This is a genomic window from Streptomyces lateritius, from assembly GCF_014649715.1.
Lineage (GTDB): Bacteria > Actinomycetota > Actinomycetes > Streptomycetales > Streptomycetaceae > Streptomyces > Streptomyces lateritius.
This window is the reverse complement of the sequence record NZ_BMTO01000008.1, coordinates 315,828-341,447: the sequence shown is the minus strand read 5'-3', so window position 1 is coordinate 341,447 and position 25,620 is coordinate 315,828. Positions and strand designations below refer to the sequence as shown.

General features: G+C 72.5%; 26 protein-coding genes, 1 pseudogene and 1 riboswitch. Of the genes and pseudogenes, 12 read left to right on the top strand and 15 right to left on the bottom strand.

The genetic code is table 11. From position 1 onward, the window contains the following. Positions 1-76 precede the first annotated feature (76 nt). Positions 77-595 carry a hypothetical protein gene (locus IE136_RS18910; protein ID WP_158989640.1) on the top strand — a complete coding sequence of 173 codons (519 nt, stop codon included), beginning with the start codon at positions 77-79 and terminating at the stop codon, positions 593-595. A 44-nt stretch (positions 596-639) separates the two neighbouring features. Here the strand turns inward: IE136_RS18910 and IE136_RS18905 are convergent, their stop codons facing one another. Beyond that, a complete protein-coding gene (locus IE136_RS18905) occupies positions 640-1,179 on the bottom strand; it encodes a MarR family winged helix-turn-helix transcriptional regulator (RefSeq protein WP_158989638.1) in 540 nt (179 codons plus the stop codon). An 86-nt stretch (positions 1,180-1,265) separates the two neighbouring features. On the opposite strand from IE136_RS18905, the gene IE136_RS18900 reads away from it, so the two are divergent. Beyond that, a complete protein-coding gene (locus tag IE136_RS18900) occupies positions 1,266-2,489 on the top strand; it encodes an MFS transporter (RefSeq protein ID WP_189600909.1) in 1,224 nt (407 codons plus the stop codon). 7 nt (positions 2,490-2,496) lie between these two features. Here the strand turns inward: IE136_RS18900 and IE136_RS18895 are convergent, their stop codons facing one another. Next, entirely contained in the window at positions 2,497-3,282 is a 786-nt protein-coding gene (locus tag IE136_RS18895) for an alpha/beta fold hydrolase (RefSeq protein ID WP_158989636.1), read from the bottom strand. A gap of 122 nt (positions 3,283-3,404) precedes the next feature. Between IE136_RS18895 and IE136_RS18890 the strand changes: the two genes are divergently transcribed. From IE136_RS18890 to IE136_RS18880, 3 genes are read left to right on the top strand one after another with little or no spacing between them, the layout of a single operon-like run. Further along, on the top strand, positions 3,405-3,848 hold the full coding sequence (locus IE136_RS18890) for a hypothetical protein (RefSeq protein ID WP_158989634.1): 444 nt from the start codon (positions 3,405-3,407) through the stop codon (positions 3,846-3,848). Positions 3,849-3,855: 7 nt separating this feature from the next. Then, entirely contained in the window at positions 3,856-4,287 is a 432-nt protein-coding gene (locus tag IE136_RS18885) for a thiol-disulfide oxidoreductase DCC family protein (RefSeq protein ID WP_158989632.1), read from the top strand. Between the two features lie 20 nt (positions 4,288-4,307). After that, the gene (locus IE136_RS18880) at positions 4,308-5,126 is read left to right on the top strand and encodes a TetR/AcrR family transcriptional regulator (protein ID WP_158994611.1); all 819 of its coding nucleotides are present in this window, start codon (positions 4,308-4,310) and stop codon (positions 5,124-5,126) included. A gap of 6 nt (positions 5,127-5,132) precedes the next feature. On the opposite strand, the gene IE136_RS18875 is transcribed toward IE136_RS18880, so the two are convergent. The 3 genes from IE136_RS18875 to IE136_RS18865 form a co-directional block, all read right to left on the bottom strand. Then, positions 5,133-6,689 (bottom strand): ABC transporter substrate-binding protein, encoded by a 1,557-nt coding sequence (locus IE136_RS18875; RefSeq protein ID WP_189600908.1) that lies wholly within the window; start codon positions 6,687-6,689, stop codon positions 5,133-5,135. A 161-nt stretch (positions 6,690-6,850) separates the two neighbouring features. Next, complete coding sequence (locus tag IE136_RS18870) at positions 6,851-8,467, bottom strand: metallophosphoesterase (RefSeq protein WP_189600939.1); 1,617 nt, start codon at positions 8,465-8,467, stop codon at positions 6,851-6,853. A 12-nt stretch (positions 8,468-8,479) separates the two neighbouring features. Next, complete coding sequence (locus tag IE136_RS18865) at positions 8,480-8,731, bottom strand: SCO4848 family membrane protein (RefSeq protein ID WP_158989626.1); 252 nt, start codon at positions 8,729-8,731, stop codon at positions 8,480-8,482. A gap of 109 nt (positions 8,732-8,840) precedes the next feature. Between IE136_RS18865 and IE136_RS18860 the strand changes: the two genes are divergently transcribed. After that, the gene (locus IE136_RS18860; protein WP_229818945.1) at positions 8,841-10,094 is read left to right on the top strand and encodes a D-alanyl-D-alanine carboxypeptidase family protein; all 1,254 of its coding nucleotides are present in this window, start codon (positions 8,841-8,843) and stop codon (positions 10,092-10,094) included. Here IE136_RS18860 and IE136_RS18855 read toward each other — a convergent pair. The 3 genes from IE136_RS18855 to IE136_RS18845 form a co-directional block, all read right to left on the bottom strand. Beyond that, entirely contained in the window at positions 10,024-10,947 is a 924-nt protein-coding gene (locus IE136_RS18855) for a YihY/virulence factor BrkB family protein (RefSeq protein ID WP_189600907.1), read from the bottom strand. The genes IE136_RS18860 and IE136_RS18855 overlap by 71 nt on opposite strands. Before the next feature lie 102 nt (positions 10,948-11,049). Then, the gene (locus tag IE136_RS18850) at positions 11,050-12,018 is read right to left on the bottom strand and encodes a decaprenyl-phosphate phosphoribosyltransferase (RefSeq protein ID WP_158989620.1); all 969 of its coding nucleotides are present in this window, start codon (positions 12,016-12,018) and stop codon (positions 11,050-11,052) included. Next, a complete protein-coding gene (locus IE136_RS18845) occupies positions 12,015-12,587 on the bottom strand; it encodes a phosphatase PAP2 family protein (protein WP_158994609.1) in 573 nt (190 codons plus the stop codon). Before IE136_RS18845 ends, IE136_RS18850 begins: the two co-directional genes overlap by 4 nt. Before the next feature lie 158 nt (positions 12,588-12,745). Between IE136_RS18845 and dprE1 the strand changes: the two genes are divergently transcribed. Both dprE1 and dprE2 read left to right on the top strand, forming a co-directional pair. Beyond that, positions 12,746-14,125 carry a decaprenylphosphoryl-beta-D-ribose oxidase gene (gene dprE1, locus IE136_RS18840; RefSeq protein ID WP_158989618.1) on the top strand — a complete coding sequence of 460 codons (1,380 nt, stop codon included), beginning with the start codon at positions 12,746-12,748 and terminating at the stop codon, positions 14,123-14,125. Positions 14,126-14,139: 14 nt separating this feature from the next. Then, positions 14,140-14,898, top strand: coding sequence for a decaprenylphospho-beta-D-erythro-pentofuranosid-2-ulose 2-reductase (dprE2, locus tag IE136_RS18835; protein ID WP_189600906.1), 759 nt, complete (start codon positions 14,140-14,142; stop codon positions 14,896-14,898). Between the two features lie 33 nt (positions 14,899-14,931). On the opposite strand, the gene IE136_RS18830 is transcribed toward dprE2, so the two are convergent. Together IE136_RS18830 and trpS are read right to left on the bottom strand one after the other, a co-directional pair. After that, positions 14,932-15,522: a 2'-5' RNA ligase family protein gene (locus IE136_RS18830; RefSeq protein WP_158989614.1), complete on the bottom strand. Its 591-nt coding sequence runs from the start codon at positions 15,520-15,522 to the stop codon at positions 14,932-14,934. A gap of 105 nt (positions 15,523-15,627) precedes the next feature. After that, positions 15,628-16,638 (bottom strand): tryptophan--tRNA ligase, encoded by a 1,011-nt coding sequence (gene trpS / locus IE136_RS18825; RefSeq protein ID WP_189600938.1) that lies wholly within the window; start codon positions 16,636-16,638, stop codon positions 15,628-15,630. 113 nt (positions 16,639-16,751) lie between these two features. On the opposite strand from trpS, the pseudogene IE136_RS35800 reads away from it, so the two are divergent. Continuing rightward, positions 16,752-17,014, top strand: a pseudogene (locus tag IE136_RS35800) (siderophore-interacting protein); the annotation flags it as partial. 459 nt (positions 17,015-17,473) lie between these two features. Beyond that, positions 17,474-17,626, top strand: coding sequence for a hypothetical protein (locus tag IE136_RS18820; RefSeq protein WP_189600905.1), 153 nt, complete (start codon positions 17,474-17,476; stop codon positions 17,624-17,626). 75 nt (positions 17,627-17,701) lie between these two features. Here IE136_RS18820 and glyA read toward each other — a convergent pair whose 3' ends face one another. Continuing rightward, positions 17,702-18,964, bottom strand: a complete 1,263-nt coding sequence (glyA, locus tag IE136_RS18815; RefSeq protein WP_189600904.1) for a serine hydroxymethyltransferase — start codon at positions 18,962-18,964, stop codon at positions 17,702-17,704. Between the two features lie 77 nt (positions 18,965-19,041). Further along, positions 19,042-19,131: riboswitch (ZMP/ZTP riboswitch) on the bottom strand. A gap of 107 nt (positions 19,132-19,238) precedes the next feature. Here glyA and rocD point away from each other — a divergent pair. Further along, positions 19,239-20,444 (top strand): ornithine--oxo-acid transaminase, encoded by a 1,206-nt coding sequence (gene rocD, locus IE136_RS18810; RefSeq protein ID WP_158989610.1) that lies wholly within the window; start codon positions 19,239-19,241, stop codon positions 20,442-20,444. A gap of 101 nt (positions 20,445-20,545) precedes the next feature. Here rocD and IE136_RS18805 read toward each other — a convergent pair whose 3' ends face one another. The 3 genes from IE136_RS18805 to pdxR all read right to left on the bottom strand — a co-directional run bounded on the left by IE136_RS18805 (position 20,546) and on the right by pdxR (position 23,547). Beyond that, entirely contained in the window at positions 20,546-21,730 is a 1,185-nt protein-coding gene (locus tag IE136_RS18805; RefSeq protein ID WP_189600903.1) for a glutathionylspermidine synthase family protein, read from the bottom strand. Positions 21,731-21,739: 9 nt separating this feature from the next. Further along, the gene (locus IE136_RS18800; RefSeq protein WP_158989606.1) at positions 21,740-22,012 is read right to left on the bottom strand and encodes a hypothetical protein; all 273 of its coding nucleotides are present in this window, start codon (positions 22,010-22,012) and stop codon (positions 21,740-21,742) included. A 122-nt stretch (positions 22,013-22,134) separates the two neighbouring features. Then, positions 22,135-23,547: a MocR-like pyridoxine biosynthesis transcription factor PdxR gene (gene pdxR / locus IE136_RS18795; protein ID WP_158989604.1), complete on the bottom strand. Its 1,413-nt coding sequence runs from the start codon at positions 23,545-23,547 to the stop codon at positions 22,135-22,137. A gap of 47 nt (positions 23,548-23,594) precedes the next feature. Between pdxR and IE136_RS18790 the strand changes: the two genes are divergently transcribed. Beyond that, complete coding sequence (locus IE136_RS18790) at positions 23,595-24,125, top strand: carboxymuconolactone decarboxylase family protein (protein ID WP_189600902.1); 531 nt, start codon at positions 23,595-23,597, stop codon at positions 24,123-24,125. A 273-nt stretch (positions 24,126-24,398) separates the two neighbouring features. On the opposite strand, the gene IE136_RS18785 is transcribed toward IE136_RS18790, so the two are convergent. Further along, positions 24,399-25,388 (bottom strand): malate dehydrogenase, encoded by a 990-nt coding sequence (locus IE136_RS18785; protein ID WP_158989600.1) that lies wholly within the window; start codon positions 25,386-25,388, stop codon positions 24,399-24,401. Between the last annotated feature and the right edge of the window lie 232 nt (positions 25,389-25,620).

Sequence of the window (25,620 nt, the reverse complement as noted above, 5' to 3'; positions counted from 1 at the left end):
GGTTCGGTGTGGTGGCCCGCTTCTGTACGCTGCGGCGTGCAGGAGCGGGCCTTTTCGTTGTGGAGAGCGGGGAGATATGAGCGAGCCGAACCCTTACAAGGACGGCGCCGAGTACCAGTGGGGGCCTGATCAGCAGGCGGGGGCGCCGGGTTACGGATATCCCCAGCCGGGGGCGGGTCCCGCGTACCAGCCGACGCTGGGCGACGGGGTGCCGGTGCCGCCGCAGTACCCGCCGGTGCCGCAGGGGGGCGGGGCGCCGCTGCTGAGCCTCGGGGACATCACCGTCGTCGGGGACCAGATCATCACGCCGGCCGGTTCGATGCCGCTCAAGGGCGCGGTGTGGAACGCGATGGACATGTCGCGGACCGAGGAGAAGATCCCGACCGTCGCGATCGTGCTGGCCATCGTCTTCGCCCTGCTGTGCCTGATCGGTCTTCTCTTCCTGCTGATGAAGGAGAAGCAGACGACCGGCTTCATCCAGGTCACCGTGACCAGCGGCGGCCGGCACCACACCACCATGATCCCGGCGACCGGTCCCGACACCATCCACCGGGTCATGGGACAGCTCAACTACGCGCGTTCGCTGAGCATGTGAGCCTGTAGGCCGGACGGGCGGGTCGCCGGCGGCCGGGCCGCGGGTCAGCCGTGCCAGGTCTCCGGGACGTCGGGGTGCTCGGCGGCCGTCATGACACGGCGGAGCATGTCGTTGAGCAGCACGCGCTCGTCCTTGTCGAGAACGCCGAGGAGTCGTTCCTCCTCGTGCCCGAGGACGTCCATGGCGCCGAGCCAGGTCTCGCGGCCGGAGGCGGTGAGCTCGACGACGACCCGGCGCCGGTCGGTCGTGGAGGGGGTGCGGCGGACGAAGCCGCGCTTCTCCAGGGCGTCCAGCCGGCCGGTGACCGAGGCGGGGGCGAGGTCGAGGTCCTGGGCGAGGTCGGAGGGGGCGGCGCTGCCGCCGCGACCGGCGAGCTTGTGCAGGGTGTCGAACTCGTGGCGTTCGAGGTCGAAGTCGAGCAGGGACTGTTCGCGGACCCGGCGCAGATGGACGGAGAGCTTCTTCATACGAGTGACCGCGCCCTCGACGACGGGGTCGAGGCCGGGCAGGACGGGCTGCCAGCGCGCCACGTGATCGTCGGTCCAGTCGCGCTGCTGCGGCCCTGCGGGGTCGGTCGGCTCCATGGGTCGATCGTACGACGCCGACGAGGTTCTTTCACTGCCGAATATTTCGTTGACGAATTATTCGGTACCGAAATAATGTCGCTGCCATGCCATTCCCCGTCACGCCGTCGACGCGCGTCCGCCACCCGCTGCGCACCCGCTCCTTCCGGCTGCTCTTCGCCGGCCGGGCGCTCTCCCTCCTGGGTGACGCCGTCATCCCGGCCGCGCTCGCCATCGCCGTCTGGGAGGCCACCGGTTCGACCGCCGCGCTCGCCCTGATCCTGGGCTGCGCGATGGTGCCCAAGCTTCTGCTGCTGCCGGTCGGTGGTGTCGTCGGCGACCGCTTCGACGCCCGTACGGTCGCGATGGCCACCGACCTCGTCCGCTGCGCGGCCCAACTCCTCGTCGGATGGCAATTGCTGAGCGGCGACCCGAGCCTCTGGGTGATCGCGGGCGCGGAGGTCGCCGGTGGCGCGGCCGGGGCGTTCGCGATGCCGACCGGCTCCCCTCTGGTGCGGGGGACGGTCGCGCCCGACGCGCTGCAGCGCGCCAACGCCGCGATGGGGGTGGCCCAGAGCGCCACCCGTATCGGCGGGCCGGCTCTCGCCGGCCTGCTGATCGTGACCGTCGGGGCGGGCTGGGCATTCGTCCTGGACGCGGCCACCTTCGCGATCAGCGCCGCACTGCTGCGCGCCGTCCACGTCAAGCGGGTGCCGGTCCCCCGCCGCTCGCTCCGCGCCGACCTGAGGGAGGGCTGGCAGGAGGTCAGGTCCCGCGACTGGTACTGGACCAGCCTCGTCGCCCACAGCGCCTGGAACGCCGCCGCGGCCGTCCTGATGACCCTCGGCCCGTCGATCGCCTTCACCCGGCTCGGCGGTACGGCCGTCTGGGTGGTGTTCCTCCAGACCGGTGCGGTGGGCTTCCTGCTCGGCGCCCTCCTCGCCGACCGGCTGCGCCCCCGGCGGCCGGTCCTGACGGCGAACCTCGGCCTCGCCGCCTACGCCCTCCCCCTGATCCTTCTGGCCGTCCCCGCCCCCGCGCCACTGACCGTCGCCGCGTACGGGCTCGCCCAGGCCGGCCTCGGCTTCCTCTCGCCCGTCTGGGAGACCGCCGTCCAGCAGGCCGTCCCCGCCCACACCCTGGCCCGCGTCACCTCCTACGACTGGCTGCTCTCCCTGGCCGCCATGCCCCTGGGCTACACCCTGGCACCGGCCGCCGCCTCCGCCTGGGGCCCGGAAGTGCCGCTGATCGCCGCCGCGGTGATCGTGGGCGGCTGCTGTCTCGGGACGGCCCTGGTGCCGGGGGTGCGGCGCTTCGGCGCCGCGCCCTGACCGGGTCTCAGACGGCCGCCCGCGGGGCTCCCGGCCCGGCGGCGAGGTACTCCACGAGCAGCTTGCCCGTCTCCTCCGGGCGCTCCAGGGCCGGGAGATGACCGGCCCAGTCCAGGCGGACGTACTGCGCGTCCGGCAGGAGGGCCGCGAGCCGGGTCGCCATCTCCCGGAAGTCCGGCACGTCGTGCGCCCCTGAGACGACGAGGGCCGGGAGTTCGATCGCGGCGAGTTCCGCGGCTCCGACACCCGGGTCGAGCGGGCGGAACTCCTCGGGCGCTGCGAGCTGCACCTCGAAGGCGCGCCGCTGCATGACCCGTACCCGCTCCCGTGCCTCGGCCCCGGCCTCGGGGCCGAGCCAGGTGTCGACGTTGAGGGCGACCGCTCCGTCGATGTCGCCGGCCTCCAGGAGGGCGTCCTCACGCCCGCCCCAGGCCCGCAGTTCCGCGCTCGGCTCGAAGTCGGGCACGGCCGGACAGAGCAGGGCGAGCGCCGAGACCCGTTCGGGATGACGGGCGGCGATCTCCAGGGCGACGGCGCCGCCGAAGGAGGAGCCGACGACGGCCGCCCGGTCGATCTCGAGCGTGTCCAGGAGAGCGACGACGTCGTCGGAGTGGGTGTGCGGTGCGTCGACAGGGGTCTCGCCGAAGCCGCGGAGGTCGCAGCGGAGCACGCGGTGTCCGGCGGCGGCCAGCGCCGCGAACTGCGCGTCCCACATCCTCCGGTCGCACACACCGGAGTGGAGCAGGACGACAGCGCTGGGGCCTTCACCGGCCAGGTCATGAGAGAGCGTCACCCGCCGACCTTAGACGGCCGCACGGCCGGCCGCCCACCCTTTTCCCCGCACTTGAACATGTTCAAGTAAAGCCCTACAGTCATGACCGTCAGCTTTTGAACGCGTTCAAGGGAGCGTGGGGCATGGACCTCACTGTCGTCGCGTACATCGTCTACCTGCTGATCAGCGTGGGCCTGACCATCTGGGTCGCCCGTACGCTCAGCCGCAACGGAAGGATCTTCCTCGCCGACGTCCTGCACGGGAACGAGAAGCTCGCGGACGCCGTGAACCACCTCCTGGTGGTCGGCTTCTACCTCGTCAACTTCGGCTTCGTCGCCCTCTACCTCAGCCAGGACGACGCCGTCACTGACGCCCGGAACCTCTTCGAGGCGCTCTCGGTCAAGCTCGGCGTGGTGCTGCTCGTCCTCGGCGTGATGCACCTCGGCAACGTCTACGTCCTCAACAAGATCCGGCGCCGTGGCGTGATGGAGCGCGAGCAGGTTCCGCCGGTGCCGCCGCAGGACTGGACCGGTCCCGCCAAGGGCCCCTGGGCGCCGCCCGCCACCGGCGCGGGCGCCGGGGCGTGAGCACCCCATGACGACGCCGACCGGACGACCCGTCACGCCCGTCCACCGCCTGACGGTGCTGTACGACGCCGACTGCTCGCTCTGTGTCCACCTGCGGCACTGGCTCCTGCGGCAGCGCCAGCTCGTCCCGCTCGACCTCGTCCCGGCCGCCTCCCAGGAGGCCCGGCGCCGCTTCCCGGTCCTCGACCACGAGTCCACCCTGCGGGAGATCACCGTGATCGGGGACCGGGGGCAGGTCTACCGCGCCGCCTCCGCCTGGATCGTCTGCCTCTGGGCGCTGGCCGACCACCGGCCCAAGGCCCACTGGCTGGCCACCCCGGCCGGGCAGCCGTTCGCCCGGGCGACCGTGCTCGCCGCCGCCAAGTGGCGCGAGGCGGTGAAGGCCTACGGGCCGGCCTGCGAGGACGGGCTGTGTGAGCCGCCCGGCGCGCCCGGCTAGGCTCGGGCGGTGTGAAGGACGTGAAGGAAGAGAAGCCCGCCGACCCCGATTCCGCCGCGGCTGCGGCTGCCGCCGCGGAGAAGGCCCCGGCCAAGGCCCCGAAGAGCGAACAGACCCGCACCCTCATCCTCGAGACCGCCCTCCGGCTCTTCAAGGAGCGCGGCTACGACAAGACGACGATGCGGGCGATCGCCCAGGAGGCCGGGGTCTCCGTCGGCAACGCGTACTACTACTTCTCCTCCAAGGAACACCTCGTCCAGGGTTTCTACGACCGGATCGCCGAGGAGCACCAGGCGGCCGTCGCGGACATCCTCGACAGCGACGAGAAGGACCTCACGGCCCGCATCCGGGGGGTTCTCCTCGGCTGGCTCGACATCGCCGAGCCGTACCACGAGTTCGCGGCCCAGTTCTTCAAGAACGCCGCCGACCCGGACAGCCCGCTCAGCCCCTTCTCCCCCGAGTCGGAGGGCCCGCGCGAGGCGGCCATCGAGGTGCACCGCCGCGTCATCGCGGGGGCCTCGGTGAAGGTCGACCCGGAACTGGCGGAACCGCTCCCGCAGTTGCTCTGGCTCCAGCAGATGGGACTGGTGCTGTTCTGGGTGTACGACCGCTCCGAGGGCTGTGCCAACAGCCGCCGCCTGGTCGAACGCCTGGCGCCGGTCACCGCCCGGGCGATCTCCCTCTCGCGCTTCCGGCTCCTGCGCCCGCTGGTGAAGGAGACGCACGACCTCCTCGCCGACTTCATGCCGACGGCGGCCGGCATGGCGGCATCGGGCAAGCCGAAGCGCGCGGTTCCGAAGGCGAAGACGGCGGAGAAGAAAGCCGGGAAGAAGGTCTAGAAAGACCTAGATCCAGTTGAGTTCCCACAGGCGCCAGATGCCGGTGCCGTCCGAGAGGTACTGGGATCCGGCGACATCCTCCGTCGCCAGGACGTAGTCCTTCTTCTGCCACAGCGGCACCAGCGGGACGTCGGCGGCGACCTCCGTCTGGATGTCCTCGAAGGCGTTGGCGGCGGCGGCCCGGTCGCTGTACTGCTGTGTCGCGTAGATCAGCGAGTCGATCTTCTTGCTGCCGAAGCCGTTGTGCATGGCGTTGCCGGTACCGACGAGCGGTGCGGTGAAGCTGTCCGAGTCGGGGAAGTCGGGGAGCCATCCGACCGGATACGCGTCGTAGTCGCCCCGTACATAGGCCTTCTGGAACTCCTTCCACTCCGCCTCGACGAGCTTGACCTCGAACAGGCCCGTCTCCTCCAGCTGCCGCTTCAGTTCGGCCGCCTCGGCGGCGTAGGTGGCGTCCTTGCGGTAGCCGAGGGTGAAGCGCACCGGCGTCTCGACGTCGGCGTCCTCCAGCAGGGCCTCGGCCTTCTTCCTGGAGGGCTCCGGGTACCGGTCGTAGAAGGAGGTGCTGTGGCCGTTGAAGCCCTGCGGGATCAGGGAGTACAGCGGCTGGACCGTGTCGTGGTAGGCGCCGGTGACGATGGCCGGGCGGTCGATCACGGCGGCGACGGCCTGCCGGACCGCCTTCTCCGCCATGGGGGAGCCGGACTTGACGTTGAAGTAGAGATTGCGGATCTCGGCCGTCTGCGCCTCGGTGATCCGGGTGGAGCCTCCGCCGGTCCCCAGCGTGGAGAGGAACCGCGGCGGCATCTGCCGGTGCGTGACGTCGACCTCCTGCGCCTTCCACGCGGAGGCCAGCTCCTCGGACTCGGTGAAGTACTTGACGACGACCGGGCCGCCCGCCTTGGCGATCGCGCCCCTGTACGACGGGTTGGGCTCCAGCCGCGCGCTCTCGCCGGGCTTGTACTCCTTCAGGACGTACGGCCCCGAGCCGTCGACGGTGTCGCCCTCGCGCAGCTTCTTCGCCGGGTACTGCGTGCGGTCCACGATGGAACCGGCGCCGGTCGCCAGCTTCAGCGGGAAGGTGGCGTCACGCCCGCTCAGGTGGAAGGTGACCGTGCGACCGTCGGCCACCACCGTCTTGAGAGTCGGGAAGAGCGGCTGCGGACCGACGTCCGACTTGATGCCCAGCATCCGCTCGAAGGAGTACACGACGTCCTCGCCGGTGACCTTGCGGCCGTTGGAGAAGGTGAGGTCGTCCCGGAGTTCGCACCGGTACGTGGTGAGCTTGGTGTCCACGAACTTGCAGCTCTCGGCGGCGTCCGGGACGGGGGTGGTGAACCCGGGCTGGAAGGTCAGCAGCGACTGGAAGACGTTGCTGTACATCGCCCAGGAGCCGGCGTCGTAGGCGCCGGCCGGGTCGAGGGACGTGACCTCGTCCGTCGTGCCGACGGTGATGGCGTCGGTACGGACGTCGTCGGAAGGCAGCAGCTGCCAGCCTCCCACCCCGGCGGCCACCAGAACTCCACATGTGATGAGGATCCGCAGACGGACCGTCGACCGCATCGCCCTGTTTCCCTTTTTTAGAGCCCACCCCTGTCGCGGCGGCGCCCAGCCGTGCCGCGATGGCGCCACCCAATCACACGGATTTCACAAGTGGAAGAGTAAACCTTCACACTGCACGCATATGTCCGGGATAAAGGGACTTCGGGTGACTCCCTCCTCCCTCAGGCCTGCTTCGAGGCCAGTTCGACGAGCGTGATGTCGGAGGGCGCGCCGACCCGGACGGGGGGTCCCCAGGCGCCCGCGCCCCGGGAGACGTAGAGCTGGGTGTCGCCGTAGCGCTCCAGGCCCGCGACGGTCGGATTGGCCAGCTCCGCGAGGTAGTTGCCGGGCCAGAGCTGACCGCCGTGGGTGTGGCCGGAGAGCTGGAGGTCCACGCCGTGGCGGACGGCGTCGTGGACGACGATCGGCTGGTGCGCGAGCAGGACGGCGGCCTTCGCGCGGTCGCGGTCGCCGAGCGCCCGGGCGAAGTCGGGGCCCCGCCCCTCGCTCTCGCCGGCGATGTCGTCGACTCCGGCGAGGTCGAAGCCGGCGCCGATCTCGACGCGTTCGTTGCGCAGCGGGCGCAGGCCGAGTTCGCGGACGTGGTCGACCCAGGCGTCGGCGCCGGAGAAGTACTCGTGGTTGCCGGTCACGAAGAAGGAGCCGTGGCGGGCGCGGAGCCGGGCGAGCGGCTCGGCGGCGGGGCCGAGGTTCTCGACGGTGCCGTCGACGAGGTCGCCGACGACGGCGATCAGATCGGGCTGGGTGGCGTTGATGGCGTCGACGATGCGCTGGGTGTGGGCGCGGCCGAGGATGGGCCCGAGGTGGATGTCGGACACGACGGCGATCCGGTAGCCGTGGGCGGCGCGGGGCACCTTGGCGAGCGGTACGGTGACCCGCTTGACGCGCGGGCCGCGCAGTACGCCGTACGTCCCGTGACCGACCGTCCCCACGGCGGCGGCCGCGGCGGCCCCGCCGACGACCCGGGAGACGAACAACCGCCGCGACATGGCCCCGGCCGCACCGTTGTCCGTGCGGGTGTCCGCGCCGGTCTGCGCGCCCGTGCCGGCGGCGCCGTCGGCCGGCGCCGTGGGGACGGTCGTGCGGCCCGCGTCGGCCTCGGCGCCCGGAAGGCCCGGGTCGGCGCCGGCGGTCGCCCGTTCGGCCGCGTGCGCGGCCGGCGTCGGAGCGGTCGCCGGAACGGTGGACGGCGGCTCGTCGCCCGCCTCGGTCAGCGTGTCGCCGCGCGGCGGGGCACTGCCGGCCCCGGCGGCCGCCTCACGCCCCGCGGACGCGGTTCCGGCGAGCTCCGGCGCGACCGGGCGCGCGGCCTGGACCCCGCCCACGGGCGCGGTTCCGGCGGCCACGGCCGTGGCCTGTCCCCCGGCCGCGGACGGCAGGCCGTCCGGGGCCGGAGGTACGGCGACGGGGTCGCCGCCCCGCGGGGACGCGGTCGGGCCGGCCGGGCCGGGCTTCGTCGCCCGGCGCTCCAGCCACCGGCGCAGCAGGGGCCGGACCGCCTCACCGACGGCCAGCGCCAGCGTCACGTACAGCAGCAGCGCCAGCCAGAGGTAGCCCGGCCAGGCCACGGTCTGCTGGAGCCAGAACGGCGCTCCCGCGCGGGCGGAGACCAGGGCGGCGAGCGACAGCAGCGGCAGCGCGAACGCCGCCACCGTGCCCACTCGGCGCGCCGGCCCACCCGGCGCCGTCACATCGCGCACCAGGCGCCGCCATACGTACCAGTGGACCCCGCCCAGCAGGGCGAGGACCACGAAGAGCCCCAGCAGGAAGACGAACACGAACCCCAACCCCTATCCGCGATCGCGTTCGCGTCTCAATGCGCGTACGCCACGCAACCCGATCGCACCGATCACCGTCCCCAGGACAAAGGACGTGATGGCGAGCAGCATGTGAACCCAGAAGTAGGCCGTCGGGTCGCCCGCGCCGTCGAAGGCGAGACCGCTCGCATCGTTCCAGAGGTTCTTGACGAAGGTGATCCAGATGAACCAGCTCCACACCCCGAAGGCGAGCAGGAACCAGGAGACGGGCCGGCTGAGCTTCATGTCCCCAGTATCACCGCCCGTCCCACGAGCCCCGCGTCTGGGTGGACGGCCGCCGGGGAACCGCCTGGCGGGGTTCGGTTCCCTGATCGGTACCTGTACGTTCTCGACCGTGCCTGCTTCGAACAAGACCGCTTGGGCGGTCACCGCCGCCGTGCTGTTCCCTCTCCTCGCCGCCTCACCGGCGGCCCACGCGGACAGCAAGGAGGACAAACAGCCCAAGCCGCCCGCCGTCATGTCCACCGTCGGAGGCACGCTGCTCGGCCGGCCGGGCACCCAGGTCCAGCTCGGCCCCGGCGCCCCGGTGCTGCCCAAGGAGCTGTCCGCCCGTTCCTGGATCGTCGCGGACGCGGAGAGCGGCGCGGTGCTCGCCGCGCACAACTCCCACTGGCGCCTGGCCCCCGCCTCCACGCTCAAGATGCTCTTCGCGGACACGCTCCTGCCGAAGTTCCCGAGGACGGCGCTCCACACCGTCGCCCCCACGGACCTGACGGGTCTCGGTGCCGGCTCCAGCCTCGTCGGGATCAAGGAGAAGCAGACCTACAGCGTCCACGACCTGTGGCTCGGCGTCTTCCTTCGCTCGGGCAACGACGCCGTGCGCGTCCTGTCCGCGATGAACAACGGCATTCCGCAGACCGTGCGGGACATGAACGAGCACGCCGCCGAACTGCAGGCGCTCGACACCCACGTGGTCTCACCGGACGGCTACGACGCCCCGGGTCAGGTCTCCTCCGCGTACGACCTGACGCTGATCGCCCGCAGCGGCATGCAGAAGGCGGACTTCCGGGAGTACAGCGCCACGGCCCGGGCGAAGTTCCCCGGCGAGCTGAAGCCCGGCAAGAAGCGCGAGACCTTCGAGATCCAGAACACCAACCGGCTGCTGACCGGCGGGTTCGGCATCGCGCCGTACCAGGGGATCGCGGGCGTCAAGAACGGCAACACCACCCACGCCGGCTCCACCTTCACCGGCGTTGCGGAGCGCAACGGCAAAGTGCTCCTGGTGACGGTGATGAACCCCTCCTCGAAGGAGCAGCACGCGGTCTACAAGGAGACCGCCCGGCTCCTCGACTGGGGCTTCGCCGCGTCCGGCAAGGTGAAGCCGGTCGGCGAACTGGTCCCGCCGAAGTCCGTCCGTACGAGCCCGGGCACCGAGAACGGCGCGCCCACCCCCGGCAAGGACGCGGCCGGCACGGTGCTCGAGAGCGCGGTGGCCGAGGAGAGGTCCGGCGGGGCGGGGATCGCCCTCGCCGTGGCCGGCGGGGTCCTGGTGCTGCTCGCGGGCGGGGTCTTCCTGGTCAACCATCGCTGGCCACTGCCGGAGCTGGTGCGTCGCCGTCAGCGCCCCGACGAGGAGTCGGACGACTAGGACCGGCGGACCCGGTCGCGGTCCAGGCCGCGCAGTAGAGCAGCAGCTTGGCGGTGAAATTGATCCACAGGAGCAGCGCGACCGGGACACCGAACGCGCCGTACATCGACTTGGCCGCGACGCCCCGCATGTAACCGCCGAGGAGCAGCTTCAGCAGTTCGAAGCCGATCGCGCCGATCACCGCCGCCACCATCAGACGACGGCGCGGCGGCTCGACGCCGGGCAGCAGCGTCAGGACGTACAGCAGGATCAGGAAGTCGGCGACGGCGGCGACGGCGACCGCCGCGACCTGGAGCAGGATGCCGCCCACTCCCCGGTCCGAGATCCCGGTCTGGCCGGCGGTCCACCCGATGGCGGTGGAGCCGAGCCAGGACGCGGCGAGCGAGCCGAGTCCCACCCCGCCGAGCCCGAGCAGCACGATCGCGTCCTTGCCCTTGCGTACGACGGGATTGCCCTCGTCCTCGTCGTCGATGCCCCAGACCGCGCGCAGGCAGTCGCGCATCGAGCCGACCCATCCGATGCCGGTGAACAGGAGCAGCGCGCCGGCGACGATGCCGACGGTGCCGGCGTTGTCGACCAGCGCGTTGATGCTCAGCTGATCGGAGATCCCCGGGACCTGCTCGGCGGTCTTCGCCTCGATCGTGTCGAGCTGCTCGCGGCTGAGCAGCGCGGCGCCGATCGCCGCGGCGACGGTGATCAGAGGGAAGAGGGCGAGGAAGCTGAGGAAGGTGATGGCGGCTGCTAGCCGGGTCCAGTGGGCCTCGTCGAGGGTCTCGTACGAACGCCAGGCGTGCGTCCGCATGAGCCGGGCGGCCCAGGGGCCGATGACGGGGAGCTTCGTCAGCCAGTCCATGCCGTCCGCCTACCCGTTGATCCACCGCTTGACCGCGCGGGCCTCGCCCCGGACCTCACCTCGGACCCCGTTTCGGGCCCACCGGCCCACCGTCCACCGACCTCACAGGTCCGTGACCGCCATCCCGTACATCGCCGCCCACACCAGGCCGATGACCGCGAGCGGCCGGTCGCGCAGGACGACGTCCTCGGGGGCGCCGGCCGTGCCCCGGTCCGCGAAGACGGCGTAGCGCAGCACGGCGAGGATGAACGCGATCACGGAGAGCTGGCGCCACGGGAGCAGGGCGCCGTGGGCGACGCCGCCGCTCTCCAGCGCCCACAGGCAGTAGCCGAGGACGGCGACACCGGCCGCCAGCTGCCAGACGAAACGCAGATATCCGGTCGTGTACCGGGTGAGCAGCGCGCGGGTCGCGCCGTGCGCGGCCTCCATCTCGACGGCTTCGGAGTACCGCTTGGCGGCGACCATGAAGAGCGCGCCGAAGCCGGCGGTGATGAGGAACCAGCGGGAGAGCGGGATCGCGAGCGCGACCCCGCCGATCATCGCCCGCATCAGGAAGCCGGTGGTGACGACGGCGAGGTCGACGACGAGGACGTGCTTGAGCCGTACGCAGTACGCGAACTGCATGGCGAGGTACGCGATGAGGAGCGCGGCGGTCATGGGGTTGCACAGCACCGCGCTCGCCACGGCGGCTCCGAGACCGAGCAGCGTTCCGGTGGCGTAGGCAAGCGGTACGGGGACGAGCCCGGCGGCCACGGGGCGGTGGCGTTTGACCGGGTGGGCGCGGTCGGCGGCGGCGTCGCGGGCGTCGTTGAAGAGGTAGACGGCGGAGGCGGCGGCCGTGAACAGGGCGAAGACCAGGGCGAGCCGGGACGCCGTGTGCCAGGAGACCAGCTGGCCGGCGGCGGCGGGCGCGGCGACGACGAGCACGTTCTTGACCCATTGCCGGGGCCGCGCGGTCAGCAGCAGCCCGAGCGGCACGGCGAACATCCGTCGCGCGCCGACCGGTTCCCGCCCCTGAACGACCACGGGCGAGTCGAGCACGGCGGCCGCTCCGGTGGTGCGTTCGGTCATGACGTCCGCCGTCGCTCGCCGCCCACCCCGTCGTGTGCCGCACCCTCACGGGCCGCCCCCAGCCAGCGGCGGCCGAGGGCCGCCGTCGCCGCGCCGAGGAGGGCTCCGGCGGCCACGTCCGTCGGGTAGTGGACGCCGACGACCAGGCGGGAGGCGCACATCGCGGCGGCCACCGGGGCGGCGAGGCGGCGGCCCGCCGGGTGCAGGGCGCCGAAGGCGACGACCGCCGCCGCCGCGGAGGTCGCGTGGGAGCTGGGGAAGGAGTGCCGGCCCGCCGTGCGGACCAGGGGTTCGTACTCCGCCGCCCCGGGCCGGGGCCGGCGCACCACCCGCTTGACGCCCATGCTCGCCAGATGTGCCCCGGCGATCAGGGCCGTACCGCGCAGCCAGCCGGTCCGGCGTCTCCGGTCCACCGCCGCGCCGGTGAGCCCGGCGGCGAGCCACAGGGCGCCGTGTTCCCCGCCGAAGGAGAGCGCGCGGGCCGCCGTCGCCACCGGCGTCCGCCGTCCACAGCCGCGCAGGACGGCCAGGAGCCTCCGCTCGGCACCGGCCCAGTCCGCGTATCGCATCGGCTCCGCCTCCCGGTTCTCGGTCAACCAGGGGCGACTCTGGCCCGCCGGGCCGCCGACCGCACGGCAATCTTTCCTGACACTCCTTTAATCACCCATTCGGCGAACCGAAGGGCAAACCACGCATAAGTGACAGGAGGGGCGATACGGTCGCCTCCATGGCTGCCGAGACCACCACCGACACCGAGGCCCCGGACATGTCCGAACCCCTCACCGGCTGGGGCCGCACCGCGCCCACCCTCGCGCGCGTGCTCCGCCCCCGGAGCTACGAGGAGGCGTCCGACGCCGTCCGCGCCTGCGGCGCCCGCGGCTCCATCGCCCGCGGCCTCGGTCGCGCCTACGGCGACGCCGCGCAGAACGCCGGCGGCTCCGTCCTCGACATGACCGGCCTCGACCGCGTCCGTACCATCGACGCCACCGCCGGCCTCGTCGTCTGCGACGCCGGGGTGAGCCTGCACCGCCTGATGGAGGTGCTGCTCCCGCTCGGCTGGTTCGTCCCCGTCTCCCCCGGCACCCGGTACGTCACCGTCGGCGGCGCGATCGGCGCCGACATCCACGGCAAGAACCACCACGTCTCCGGCTCCTTCGCCCGGCACGTGACCTCCCTCGAACTCCTCACCGCCGACGGGGAGATCCGTACGGTCGTCCCCGGGACGGACCTCTTCGACGCCACCGCGGGCGGCATGGGCCTCACCGGCGTGATCCTCTCCGCCACCCTCCGGCTCCTCCCCGTCGAGACCTCCCTGATGACCGTCGACACCGAACGCGCCGGCGACCTCGACGACCTGATGGCCCGGCTCACCGCCACCGACCACCGCTACCGCTACTCCGTCGCCTGGATCGACCTGCTCGCCCGCGGCGCCGCCACCGGCCGCTCGGTCCTCACCCGCGGCGACCACGCTCCGTACGACGCCCTCCCCCGCCGCGCCCGCCGCGCACCGCTCGCCTTCCGCCCCGGACGGCTGCCCGCCGCCCCCGCCCTCGTCCCCGAGGGGCTGCTCGGCCGCACCACCGTCGGTCTGTTCAACGACGTCTGGTACCGCAGGGCCCCACGCCGCCGCACCGGCGAACTCCAGCGCCTGTCCGCCTTCTTCCACCCCCTCGACGGCGTACCGCACTGGAACCGGATCTACGGCCGCGGTGGCTTCGTGCAGTACCAGTTCGTCGTCGGACACGGCCACGAGGAGACCCTGCGCCGGATCGTGCAGCGCATCGCGCGCCGCGGCTGCCCCTCCTTCCTCGCCGTGCTGAAGCGCTTCGGCGAGGGAGACCCCGGCTGGCTGTCCTTCCCCATGCCCGGCTGGACGCTCGCGCTGGACATCCCGGCCCGCCTCTCCGGGCTCGGCGCCTTCCTCGACGAGCTCGACGAGGAGGTGGTGGACGCCGGCGGCCGGGTCTACCTCGCCAAGGACTCGCGACTGCGCCCCGACCTGCTCGACGCGATGTACCCGAGGCTCGCCGACTTCCGGGCGCTGCGCGCCGCGCTCGACCCGCGCTCCGTCTTCACCTCGGACCTCTCCCGTCGTCTCGCCCTCTGAGGAGTTTGATCGTCATGAAGGACGCCTTCGGCACCCCGCAGTCCCTGCTCCTGCTCGGCGGCACCTCCGAGATCGGTCTCGCCACCGCCCGCCGGCTGATCGCCCGCCGCACGCGTACGGTATGGCTGGCCGGGCGCCCCTCGCCCGCCCTGACGGCCGCCGCCGACTCACTGCGCGCGCTGGGCGCCGACGTCCGCACCGTCCCGTTCGACGCGCTCGACACGGAATCGCACGAGGAGCGGCTGGGGAAGATCTTCACCCAGGGCGACATCGACCTCGTCCTCCTCGCCTTCGGAATCCTCGGCGACCAGGCGCGCGACGAGGCCGATCCGCTCGCCGCCGTCCGGGTCGCCCAGACCAACTACACGGGGGCCGTCTCGGCGGGCCTGGTCTGCGCGCGGGCCCTGCAGTCGCAGGGACACGGCTCCCTGGTGGTGCTGTCCTCGGTGGCCGGCGAGCGGGCTCGCCGCGCCAATTTCATCTACGGCTCGTCCAAGGCCGGTCTCGACGCGTTCGCCCAGGGACTCGGGGACGCGCTGCACGGGACCGGGGTGCACGTGATGGTCGTACGGCCGGGATTCGTACGGTCGAAGATGACGGCGGGGCTGGCGGAGGCTCCGCTGGCGACCACGCCCGAGACGGTCGCCCGGGCGATCGAGCTGGGGCTGCGACGGCGCTCGGAGACGGTGTGGGTGCCGGGGGCGCTGCGGGTGGTGATGTCGGCGCTGCGGCACGTGCCGAGGCCGGTCTTCCGCCGCCTGCCGGTGCGCTAGCGCAGCGGGGGGCCTGAGGGAGCGGCGGGGAGGTCAGCCGGTGGCGGGGGTGGGGGTGTCGAGGGGGCTGCCCTGGGCGGGCACGGAGGGGGCGGAGAGGCCCCCGCCGAACGCGTACGATCGCAGCTTGCGCCACACCCCGTCCGGGCCCTGCTCGTAGAGCCCGAAGGACGAGCAGGTCCACGCCGCCTCGAACTCGGCCAACTCCTCGTACGCCCGGTCCATCGCCTCCTCGGAGATGCCGTGCGCCACTGTCACGTGCGGGTGGTACGGGAACTGCAGTTCGCGCACCAGCGGCCCCGAGGTGTCGCGCACCCGCTGCTGGAGCCAGGTGCAGGCCGACACGCCCTCCGCGAGCTGGACGTAGACCACCGGCGACAGCGGCCGGAAGGTTCCCGTCCCGCTGAGCCGCATCGGGAAGGGGCGGACACCGGCCGCGACCCCGGCGAGATGCGTCTCGATCTCGGGCAGCCGGGAGTCGTCCACCTCGGTGGGCGGCAGCAGGGTGACGTGCGTGGGGATGCCGTGCGCGGCGGGATCCCCGAAGCCCGCGCGCCGCTCCTGGAGCAGGCTGCCGTAGGGCTCCGGGACCGCGATCGAAACGCCGAGCGTTACGGTCCCCACGTCTTCACTCCTCATCTCATCGATCGGTCCGCGCGTGTGGTCCGCGCGTGGTGGTGCAGCGCCAGTGTGCGGCCTGCACCACCTCTGTGGCCAGGGTCCTTGGACTCAGTGCTTCGCGGGCAGGAAGCCCACCCGCTCGTACGTCTGCGCCAGCGTCTCGGCGGCGACGGCGCGGGCCTTCTCCGCGCCCTTGGCCAGGATCGAGTCCAGCGTCTCCGGGTCGTCCAGGTATTCCTGCGTACGGGTCCGGAACGGCGTGACGAAGTCCACCATGACCTCCGCGAGGTCGGTCTTCAGCGCGCCGTACATCTTGCCCTCGTACTCCTGTACCAGCGCGTCGACGGACGTGCCGGTGAGCGTGGAGAGGATCGTGAGCAGGTTCGAGACGCCGGCCTTGTCCACCGGGTCGAAGCGGATGACCGTGTCGGTGTCGGTGACCGCGCTCCTGACCTTCTTCGCCGTCGTCTTCGGGTCGTCCAGCAGGTTGATCAGACCCTTGGGCGTGGACGCCGACTTGCTCATCTTGATCGTCGGGTCCTGCAGGTCGTAGATCTTCGCCGTCTCCTTGAGGATGTACGGCGCCGGGATCGTGAAGGTGTCGCCGAAGCGGCCGTTGAACCGCTCCGCGAGGTCACGGGTCAGCTCGATGTGCTGGCGCTGGTCCTCGCCGACCGGGACCTGGTGGGCCTGGTACAGCAGGATGTCGGCGACCTGCAGGACCGGGTACGTGAAGAGACCGACGGTGGCCCGGTCGGCGCCCTGCTTCGCGGACTTGTCCTTGAACTGGGTCATGCGGGAGGCCTCGCCGAAGCCGGTGAGGCAGTTCATCACCCAGCCGAGCTGCGCGTGCTCGGGGACGTGGCTCTGGACGAAGAGCGTGCAGCGCTCCGGGTCGAGACCCGCGGCGAGCAGCTGGGCGGCGGCGAGCCGGGTGTTGGCCCGCAGCTCCGCGGGGTCCTGCGGGACCGTGATCGCGTGCAGGTCCACCACCATGTAGAAGGCGTCGTGGGTCTCCTGCAGGGCGACCCACTGGCGGACGGCGCCGAGGTAGTTGCCGAGATGGAACGAGCCTGCGGTGGGCTGGATTCCGGAGAGCACGCGCGGACGATGCGGCATGGCGAAGCCACTCCCCTGAGGGTGGTGGTGGGCGACGGGCGGGCGTTCAGAGGCCATGCCCCACATTCTCTCAGGTGTGGGAACCGATCCCCGACTGCCGGTGTACCAAAGGTGTGAGGACGCGGGAGGGGGGCCCGACCGTCGAGGAGGCCGCGGTGACCGCTCGCGTACGCGCCGGGGAGGCGGAGGCGGAGGCGACGCTGGTCCGCGCCCCTACGGCGGTCGCGCCGCGGGCCGCCGTGGCGTGCGGGGCGGGGTCGATGAGACCAGGAACACAGTGCGCTCCGTGGGGCGGCAGCGTGCCGTCGCGGGCCGGGAGGCGGATCTGCTCGGCACCGAGCCGCGGAGACCGGAGTCGGCGGACCCGGCGGTGGCGGGCCCGGCGGTGGCGGGCCCTGTTCGCGGCCCTCTCCGGGCTTCCGGTGGTCCTGGTGCTCACGCCTCCGATGCGGGCGGCGGTCGCGGACCGGCGCCCGCATCGGTGGGTCGAGGTGCGGTACGACCCGGGAGCGCGGCCGTCGCCGGGCGCCGCGGTCCCCGGGTGTCCGGATCCGGTGCCGCTGGGCGAGGCCGGGCGGTGGGCCGGCTTCGAGCCCCTGACACCCAAGGCGCTCGGCGCCCCGGACGCGGTGGCGGTCACGGGGTCGGCCGAGCGCGGGCGGGCGGTGATCAGCCTCTGCCGGCGGGAGGGGAAGGGGATCGTCCGGCCCGGCCGGTCCCCGGCGACGCTGGACGGCGCCTTCGGCGCTGGCCAGGAACCCGTCCGGAGTGGGTCGCCCTGCCGGACGGCGCGCCGGGCCACTGGTTCGCGGCCCCGCCCCTGCTCAGCTTCCCGATGACGGACCCGTCCGGCGCGGTGTGGAGGCACAAGGTCCGCACGGCGGGCCCCACGCTCCTGTGGACGAGGAACGGGGGCGCGCTCACCCTCCGCCTGGAGGGCATACCGGACCGCGAGCGGGCGCGCCGCACGGCGGAGTCGACCGGCTGACGGGCGGATTCGCCCGGCCGGCCCGGCCGCCGGAGGTCCGGGACCGGGCCGGGGGCGCCGGGGCGGTGGCGCCGGTCAGACCGGGAGGCCGGGGGCCGGGAAGGCCGCCATCAGCTCCGCGACCTCCGCGCGGACGGTGAGGAGCGCGTCCTCGTCGCCGGCGCCCGCCGCGGCCACACCGCGGTCGATCCAGGCGGCGACCTGGGCCATGTGCTCCGTGCCGAGGCCCCGGGAGGTGAGGGAGGGGGTGCCGATGCGGATGCCGGAGGGGTCGAAGGGCTTCCGGGGGTCGTAGGGGACGGTGTTGTAGTTGACGACGATCCCGGCCCGGTCGAGGGCCTTCGCCGCGATCTTGCCCGGGACCTCCTTGGGGGTGAGGTCCATCAGGATCAGGTGGTTGTCCGTGCCGCCGGAGACCAGGTCGAAGCCGCGGGCGAGGAGCGCCTCGGCGAGAGCCTTGGCGTTGGCGACGACGGCGTGGGCGTAGTGGCGGAAGGAGGGCTGGGCGGCCTCGTGCAGGGCGACGGCCACGGCGGCGGTGGTCTGGTTGTGCGGGCCGCCCTGGAGGCCGGGGAAGACGGCCTTGTCGAGAGCCTTGGCGTGCTCCTCGCGGGACATGAGCATGGCGCCGCGCGGGCCGCGCAGGGTCTTGTGGGTGGTGGTCGAGACGACGTCGACGTGCGGGACCGGGGAGGGGTGGGCGCCGCCCGCGATCAGGCCGGCGATGTGGGCGACGTCGGCGACGAGTACGGCGCCCGCCTCGCGGGCGATCTCGCCGAAGGCGGCGAAGTCGATCGTGCGCGGCAGGGCGGTGCTGCCGCAGAAGATCACCTTCGGCCGTTCCTTGAGCGCGAGTTCACGGACCTGGTCGAAGTCGATGAGCCCGGTGTCCTGGCGTACGCCGTACTGCACGCCGTGGAACCAGGTGCCGGTGGCCGAGACGCCCCAGCCGTGGGTGAGGTGGCCGCCCATCGGCAGGGCCATGCCCATCACGGTGTCGCCGGGCCGGGCGAAGGCGAGGTAGACGGCGAGGTTGGCCGGGGAGCCGGAGTACGGCTGGACGTTGGCGTGGTCGACGCCGAAGAGCGCCTTGGCGCGTTCGACGGCGAGGGTCTCGATCCGGTCGATGTTCTGCTGGCCCTCGTAGTAGCGGCGGCCGGGGTAACCCTCGCTGTACTTGTTCTGCAGGACGGTGCCGGACGCTTCGAGCACGGCTTGGGAGACGTAGTTCTCGCTGGGGATCAGCCGCAGGGTCTCGGCCTGCAGCCGCTCCTCGGCGCCGACGAGGGCGGCGAGTTCGGGATCGGTGGCGGCGAGTGCGGGGTGCGGGGCGGTCATGGCGTTCCTCCGGGGCGTTCGGCTGTTCCCGGGGCACCACGGCGAGTCGCGGTCGCGGCACCACACGGGAAAGGGTCCCGCGGCGCCCAGGCGAGCGGCGCCTCGTATGTCTGCCGCGCACGGCTTCCCCGGGGTCGCTTCCCCGTACGCCAGTCGCCGTGCGTGCTCGCAGCCTAGCGGGCGCGTCGTCACCGAGGTTTCCCCGTCCGGCATCCGAGCGACGATAAGAAAGGGGCCACACCCACCCCCGGGCCGCAGGACGAACGGAGATCCCGTGTCGAGGACGCAAGACGCGATCGCTTCCGCGGAGGCGCACAGCGCACACAACTACCACCCCCTGCCCGTCGTGGTCGCCTCGGCGGACGGGGCGTGGATGACCGATGTCGAGGGGCGCCGCTACCTCGACATGCTCGCCGGGTACTCGGCGCTCAACTTCGGGCACGGCAACCGCCGGCTGATCGAGGCGGCGCGGGCGCAGCTGGAGCGGGTGACGCTCACGTCGAGGGCGTTCCACCACGACCGGTTCGCGGAGTTCTGTACGCGCCTCGCGGAGCTGTGCGGCAAGGAGATGGTGCTGCCGATGAACACGGGCGCGGAGGCGGTCGAGACGGCCGTGAAGACCGCGCGGAAGTGGGGGTACGAGGTCAAGGGCGTGCCGGACGGGCACGCGAAGATCGTGGTCGCGGGGAACAACTTCCACGGCCGGACGACCACGATCGTGAGCTTCTCCACGGATCACGAGGCGCGGGATCACTACGGCCCGTACACCCCGGGCTTCGAGATCGTTCCGTACGGCGACCTGACGGCGATGGAGCGGGCGGTCACGGAGAACACGGTCGCGGTCCTCCTGGAGCCGATCCAGGGCGAGGCGGGTGTCCTGGTGCCGCCGGCCGGATACCTGCGCGGGGTGCGGGAGTTGACCCGGGCGCGGAACGTGCTGTTCATGGCGGACGAGATCCAGTCCGGCCTCGGCCGGACCGGGAAGACCTTCGCGTGCGAGCACGAGGGCGTGGTGCCGGACGTGTACGTCCTGGGCAAGGCGCTGGGCGGCGGGGTCGTGCCCGTCTCCGCCGTGGTGGCGGACCGTGACGTCCTCGGGGTGTTCCGGCCGGGTGAGCACGGGTCGACGTTCGGCGGCAATCCGCTGGCCTGCGCGGTGGCCCTGGAGGTCATCGCGATGTTGCGGACCGGCGAGTACCAGCAGCGGGCGACCGAGCTGGGTGAGCATCTCCACGCCGAGCTGGGACTGCTCGTGGGCGGCGGAGCGGTGGAGAAGGTCCGCGGCCGGGGGCTGTGGGCGGGTGTGGACATCGTCCCGTCCCGGGGCACGGGACGGGAGATCTCGGAGAGGCTGATGGACCGGGGGGTGCTGGTGAAGGACACCCACGGTTCGACGATCCGGATCGCTCCCCCGCTGGTGATCGCCAAGGAGGACCTGGACTGGGGCCTGGAGCAGCTGCGGGCGGTGCTGTCGGACTGACTCCGCCCGCCCCGGCGGACCGGCCGCCCGCTCGCTCGTTCGCCCGATCGGCCGGCCGGCACGACGGCGGCCGGCGGAGCCGGGTCCCCGGGGAAACGACGTCAGAGAATGACGTGCGGCAGGAAGCGGGCGTACTCGTCCGTGACCAGGCCCGCCGACTCCCGGATGCCGAGTCCCGCCGCCTCGTCCTCGACGACCCACGCGCCGAGCACCACCCGGTTGCCGTCGAAGTCCGGCAGCGGGGCCAGCTCCTGGTAGCAGCAGGGCTCCTCCCGTACGACGGCCGGGGCGCCGGGCTCGTGGATCGTCACGCCCGCGCCCTCCCGGCCGAGGAGCGGCTTGGCGACGTACCCGCCGTGCGCGGCCAGCTCGCGCGGGCCGTTCAGGTAGGCGGGGAGCAGGTTCGGGTGCCCCGGGTAGAGCTCCCACAACACGGCCAGCAGAGCCTTGTTGGAGAGGAGCATCTTCCAGGCGGGCTCGATCCAGCAGGTCGTCCCCGTACCGCCGCCGTTGTCGAGGGTGTCCAGGACGTGCGGGCCGAAGCGGTCGGTGGTCAGCCACTCCCACGGGTAGAGCTTGAAGCAGCTGCGGATGAAGCGCAGCCGGTCGTCCACGAACCGCCCCGACAGCCGGTCCCACCCGATCCGTTCGACCGAGAGCGCCTCCGTGTCGAGCCCCGCCTGCTGGGCCGTCTCGCGCAGGTACGCCACGGTCATCAGGTCCTCGCCGAGCTCGTCCCCGTCGGAGTGGACGAAATGGACCGGGCTGCCCGGCGGCAGCAGCTTCGCCTGGCGCCGCCACGCGTCGACGAGCCGCTCGTGGAGCGAGTTCCACTGGTCGGCGCCGGGGAAGCGGTCCTCCATCCAGAACCACTGCGGGCTGGCGGCCTCGACCAGGGAGGTGGGGGTGTCGGCGTTGTACTCCAGCATCTTGGCCGGACCGGTGCCGTCGTAGCGGAGGTCGAAACGGCCGTAGAGGGAGGGGAGTTCGGCACGGCGGCGCCAGGACTCGGCGACGAGGGAGGCGAGCCGGGGGTCGGTGAGACCCAGGTCGGCGAAACGGTCCTGCTCGACGATGTGCGCGGCCGCCGCCAGGCACATGGCGTGCAGCTCCTCGACGACCTCCTCGAGCGCCTCGACCTCGGGCAGGCTGAAGGAGTAGTACGCGCTCTCGTCCCAGTACGGGAGCAGGGAGCCGTCGGGGTACCGGGTGAGGGGGTAGACGAGCCCCTGCTCCTCCACGGTCCGCTGCCAGTCGGGCCTCGGTTCGATGGTGTGCCGTTCCATGGTGGCGGGTCAGCCGCCGCCCGAGCCGGAGCAGCCGAAGCCGCCGGTGTCCACGGCGGACTTGTCGAAGCTGCCGCCGCTGACCGTGCCGTTCGCGACCCGGCCGCCGTAGTAGTACGAGCCGCGCGTGGAACTGCCGCTCTCGCACTCGTAGCTCGGCAGTTTCTCGCGCGTCACCGGGTCGACGCACCGCCTGTCGGGCTCGGACCCGCACGCGGTGATCGTCGCCGCGAGCACCCCCATACCGCCGAGCACCACCGTGCTCGACCTCAGCCTGCGCATGTCCGTCCTCCCCGTCGCCTGGTCGCGACCGCACAGTTTAGGCCGGTGTCCGAGCACCCTCGCACGAGCGTCGTTTTGTCCCGACTACGGCACCACGGCAGCGGTGGCACCGTCGGCGCCGGTCACGGCAGCACCCGGCAGAGGGCCCGGAGCGCGCCCGCCCAGCCGCTGTCCGGCGGGGTGCCGTAGCCGACGACGAGGCCGTCGAGGGTCCTGGGCACGTCGGGATGGCGGAAGCGGTCGAGACCGAGGAGCGCCAGGCCCTGCCACGCGGCGGACCGGAGGACCTCGGGCTCGGAGCCGGGCGGGAGTTCCAGGACCGCGTGGAGGCCGGCCGCGATACCGCTCACCCGGGTCCGCGAGGAGTGCTCGGCCACCGCCTCCACCAACTCGTCGCGGCGGCGCCGGTAGCGCAGCCGCATCGCCCGCACGTGCCGGTCGTACGCCCCCGAGCCGAGGAACTCCGCGAACGTCAGCTGCTCCAGGGAGCTGGACATCCAGTCCACCGTTCCCTTCGCCGCGACCACCTCGTCCACCAGGCCCTCCGGCAGCACCATCCAGGCCAGCCGGAGGCCGGGCGCCAGGGACTTGCTGGCCGTGCCCAGGTAGACCACCCGCTCGGGGTCCAGGCCCTGGAGCGCGCCGACCGGCTGACGGTCGTAGCGGAACTCCCCGTCGTAGTCGTCCTCCAGGACCAGGCCCCCCGAGGCCCGCGCCCAGTCGATCACCGCCGCCCGCCGGTCCGGGTGGAGCGCGCCGCCGAGCGGGAACTGGTGGGCGGCCGTCATCAGCACCGCCCCCACCCCCTTCATGCCGCTCAGCTCACCGGTGCGGGTGCCGAGTTCGTCGAAGGGCAGGGCGGGCAGCCGCATTCCGGCCCGGGTCAGCAGGTCCCCGTGCACGCCGAGGCCGTACGACTCGACCGCCACCTCCCGTACCCGGCGGGCCCGGAGCACCTGCCCGATCAGCATCAGTCCGTGGACGAAGCCGGAGCAGAGCACGATCCGCTCCGGCCGCGCGTGGACGCCCCGCGCCCGGGCGAGGTACTCGGCGAGGACGGTGCGCAGTTCGATCCGGCCGCGGGGATCGCCGTACCCGAACGCCTCGTTCGGGGCGGCCGTCAGCGCGCGCCGGGACGCCTTGAGCCATTCGGCGCGCGGGAAGGAGGCGAGGTCGGGCACGCCGGGCTTGAGGTTGTACGTCGGCCGCGCGGTGTCGGGCCTGACCGCCGCCGCGGGGCGCGCACCCGCCCCGATCGCCGGGCGCGGGGCGGCGCGCGAGGCGACCCGGGTGCCGGAGCCCTGCCGGGCCGTCAGCCACCCCTCGGCGACCAGCTCGGCGTACGCGTCGGCGACGGTGTTGCGGGCCACGCCCAGGTCGGCGGCGAGCGAGCGCGAGGAGGGAAGCCGTACCCCCGCCTCCAGACGCCCGCTGCGAACGGCCTCGCGCAGGGCGTCCATCAGCCCCGTCCGCAGCTTCGGCCCGCGCAGTTCCAGATGGAGGTCGACCCCCAAAGTGGCCCAGTCGTTCGCCATGCGAATGGACCATACTCCTGCGCCATCGCACCCCTACGGTGAGAACCATGACGACCACGACGAGCACGACGAACCCCGCGAACGGCGCCACGAGGACGGAGTACGCCCACGAGCACGGCCCCCGTCTCGCCCTCGCCGAGCGGCTCCCCGGCTTCTACCGCGCGATGGTCCGCCTGGAGACCGAGGCGGCGAAGGGCGTCGACCCGACGCTCTACCACCTGATCAAGATCCGGGCATCACAGATCAACCACTGCGCCTTCTGCATCGACATGCACTCCAAGGACGCGCTGGCGGAGGGCGAGTCGGTCGAGCGGATCGTCCAGCTCTCCGCCTGGGAGGAGTCGCGCCACTTCTACACCGAGCGCGAGCTCGCGGCGCTCGCGCTGACGGAGGCCGTCACCGTCCTCACGGACGGCTTCGTGCCCGACGAGGTGTACGCGAAGGCCGCGGCCCACTTCGACGAGGACGAGCTGGCCCGGGTCATCGCCGGGATCACGGTCATCAACGCCTGGAACCGTATCGGCGTCACCACCCGTATGACGCCCGGTCACTACACGCCCGGGCAGTACAAGAAGTGAGCCTCGGGGCTCGCGCGCAGGCGCCGCGCGCCCTGCGCTCCGGACGGTCGGCGGCGATCCCTGGTCGTGCCGGGCCTGGGGGACGCGGCCTCGGCCCGGTTCTTCGAGGCGGCCGGCTTCCCGGGCCGCTCCGGACGCTGCGGGGGCGGGGCCGAACCGGCGAACCGGCGAACCGACTCACGGAGTAGCCGCGCGGTGTCCGACACAAGAACGGCGCCCCCGGCCGTGCAGGCCGGGGGCGCCGTGCGTCGCGCGTCGTCCAGTCGCTCAGGCTCAGATGAGGCCGAGCTCGCGGACCGCGTCGCGCTCCTCCGCCAGCTCCCGCACCGAGGCGTCGATGCGGGCGCGGGAGAACTCGTTGACGTCCAGGCCCTGGACGATCTCGTACTTGCCGTCCTTGCAGGTGACGGGGAAGGAGGAGATCAGGCCCTCCGGGACGCCGTAGGAGCCGTCCGACGGGATGCCCATGGACGTCCAGTCGCCCTCGGCGGTGCCGTTGACCCAGGTGTGGACGTGGTCGATGGCGGCGTTGGCGGCGGAGGCGGCCGAGGAGGCGCCACGGGCCTCGATGATCGCGGCGCCGCGCTTGGCGACGGTCGGGATGAACGTGTCGGCCAGCCACTGCTCGTCGCCCACGACCTCGGCGGCGTTCTTGCCGGCGATCTCCGCGTGGAAGATGTCCGGGTACTGGGTGGCGGAGTGGTTGCCCCAGATGGTCAGGCGCTTGATGTCGGTGACGGGGGCACCAGTCTTCTTCGCCAGCTGCGAGATCGCGCGGTTGTGGTCCAGGCGGGTCATCGCGGTGAAGCGCTCGGCCGGAACGTCCGGGGCCGCGGCCTGGGCGATCAGGGCGTTGGTGTTGGCCGGGTTGCCGACGACGAGGACCTTGATGTCGTCCGCGGCGTTGTCGTTGATGGCCTTGCCCTGAGGCTTGAAGATGCCGCCGTTGGCGGAGAGCAGGTCACCGCGCTCCATGCCCTTGGTGCGCGGGCGGGCGCCGACGAGGAGGGCGACGTTGGCGCCCTCGAAGCCCTTGTTCGGGTCGTCGAAGATGTCGATGCCGCGCAGCAGCGGGAAGGCGCAGTCGTCGAGCTCCATGGCGGTGCCCTCGGCGGCCTTGAGGCCCTGCGGGATTTCGAGGAGGCGCAGCTTGACCGGCACGTCCGCGCCGAGCAGGTGGCCGGAGGCGATGCGGAAGAGCAGCGCGTAGCCGATCTGGCCGGCCGCGCCGGTCACGGTGACATTCACGGGAGTGCGGGTCATGGCGATCTCCGTAAGACAGCTGGCGGTGGGGGTCCCTGCCCCTGAGGCTGGATACCCCTCTTGATCGATCGGTGTCTCGACGTGAAGAGATATCCAGCGGTCAGGCTATCCGACCCGGGCCCTGCCCAACCCCCACCCCCTTGTGGTCCGGCTCACTGCCACCCGACTGCGCGCTCGCGGGCTCCGCGACGACGTACCGGAATGGTCACCTCCGTGCCACAGGGCGCTGACG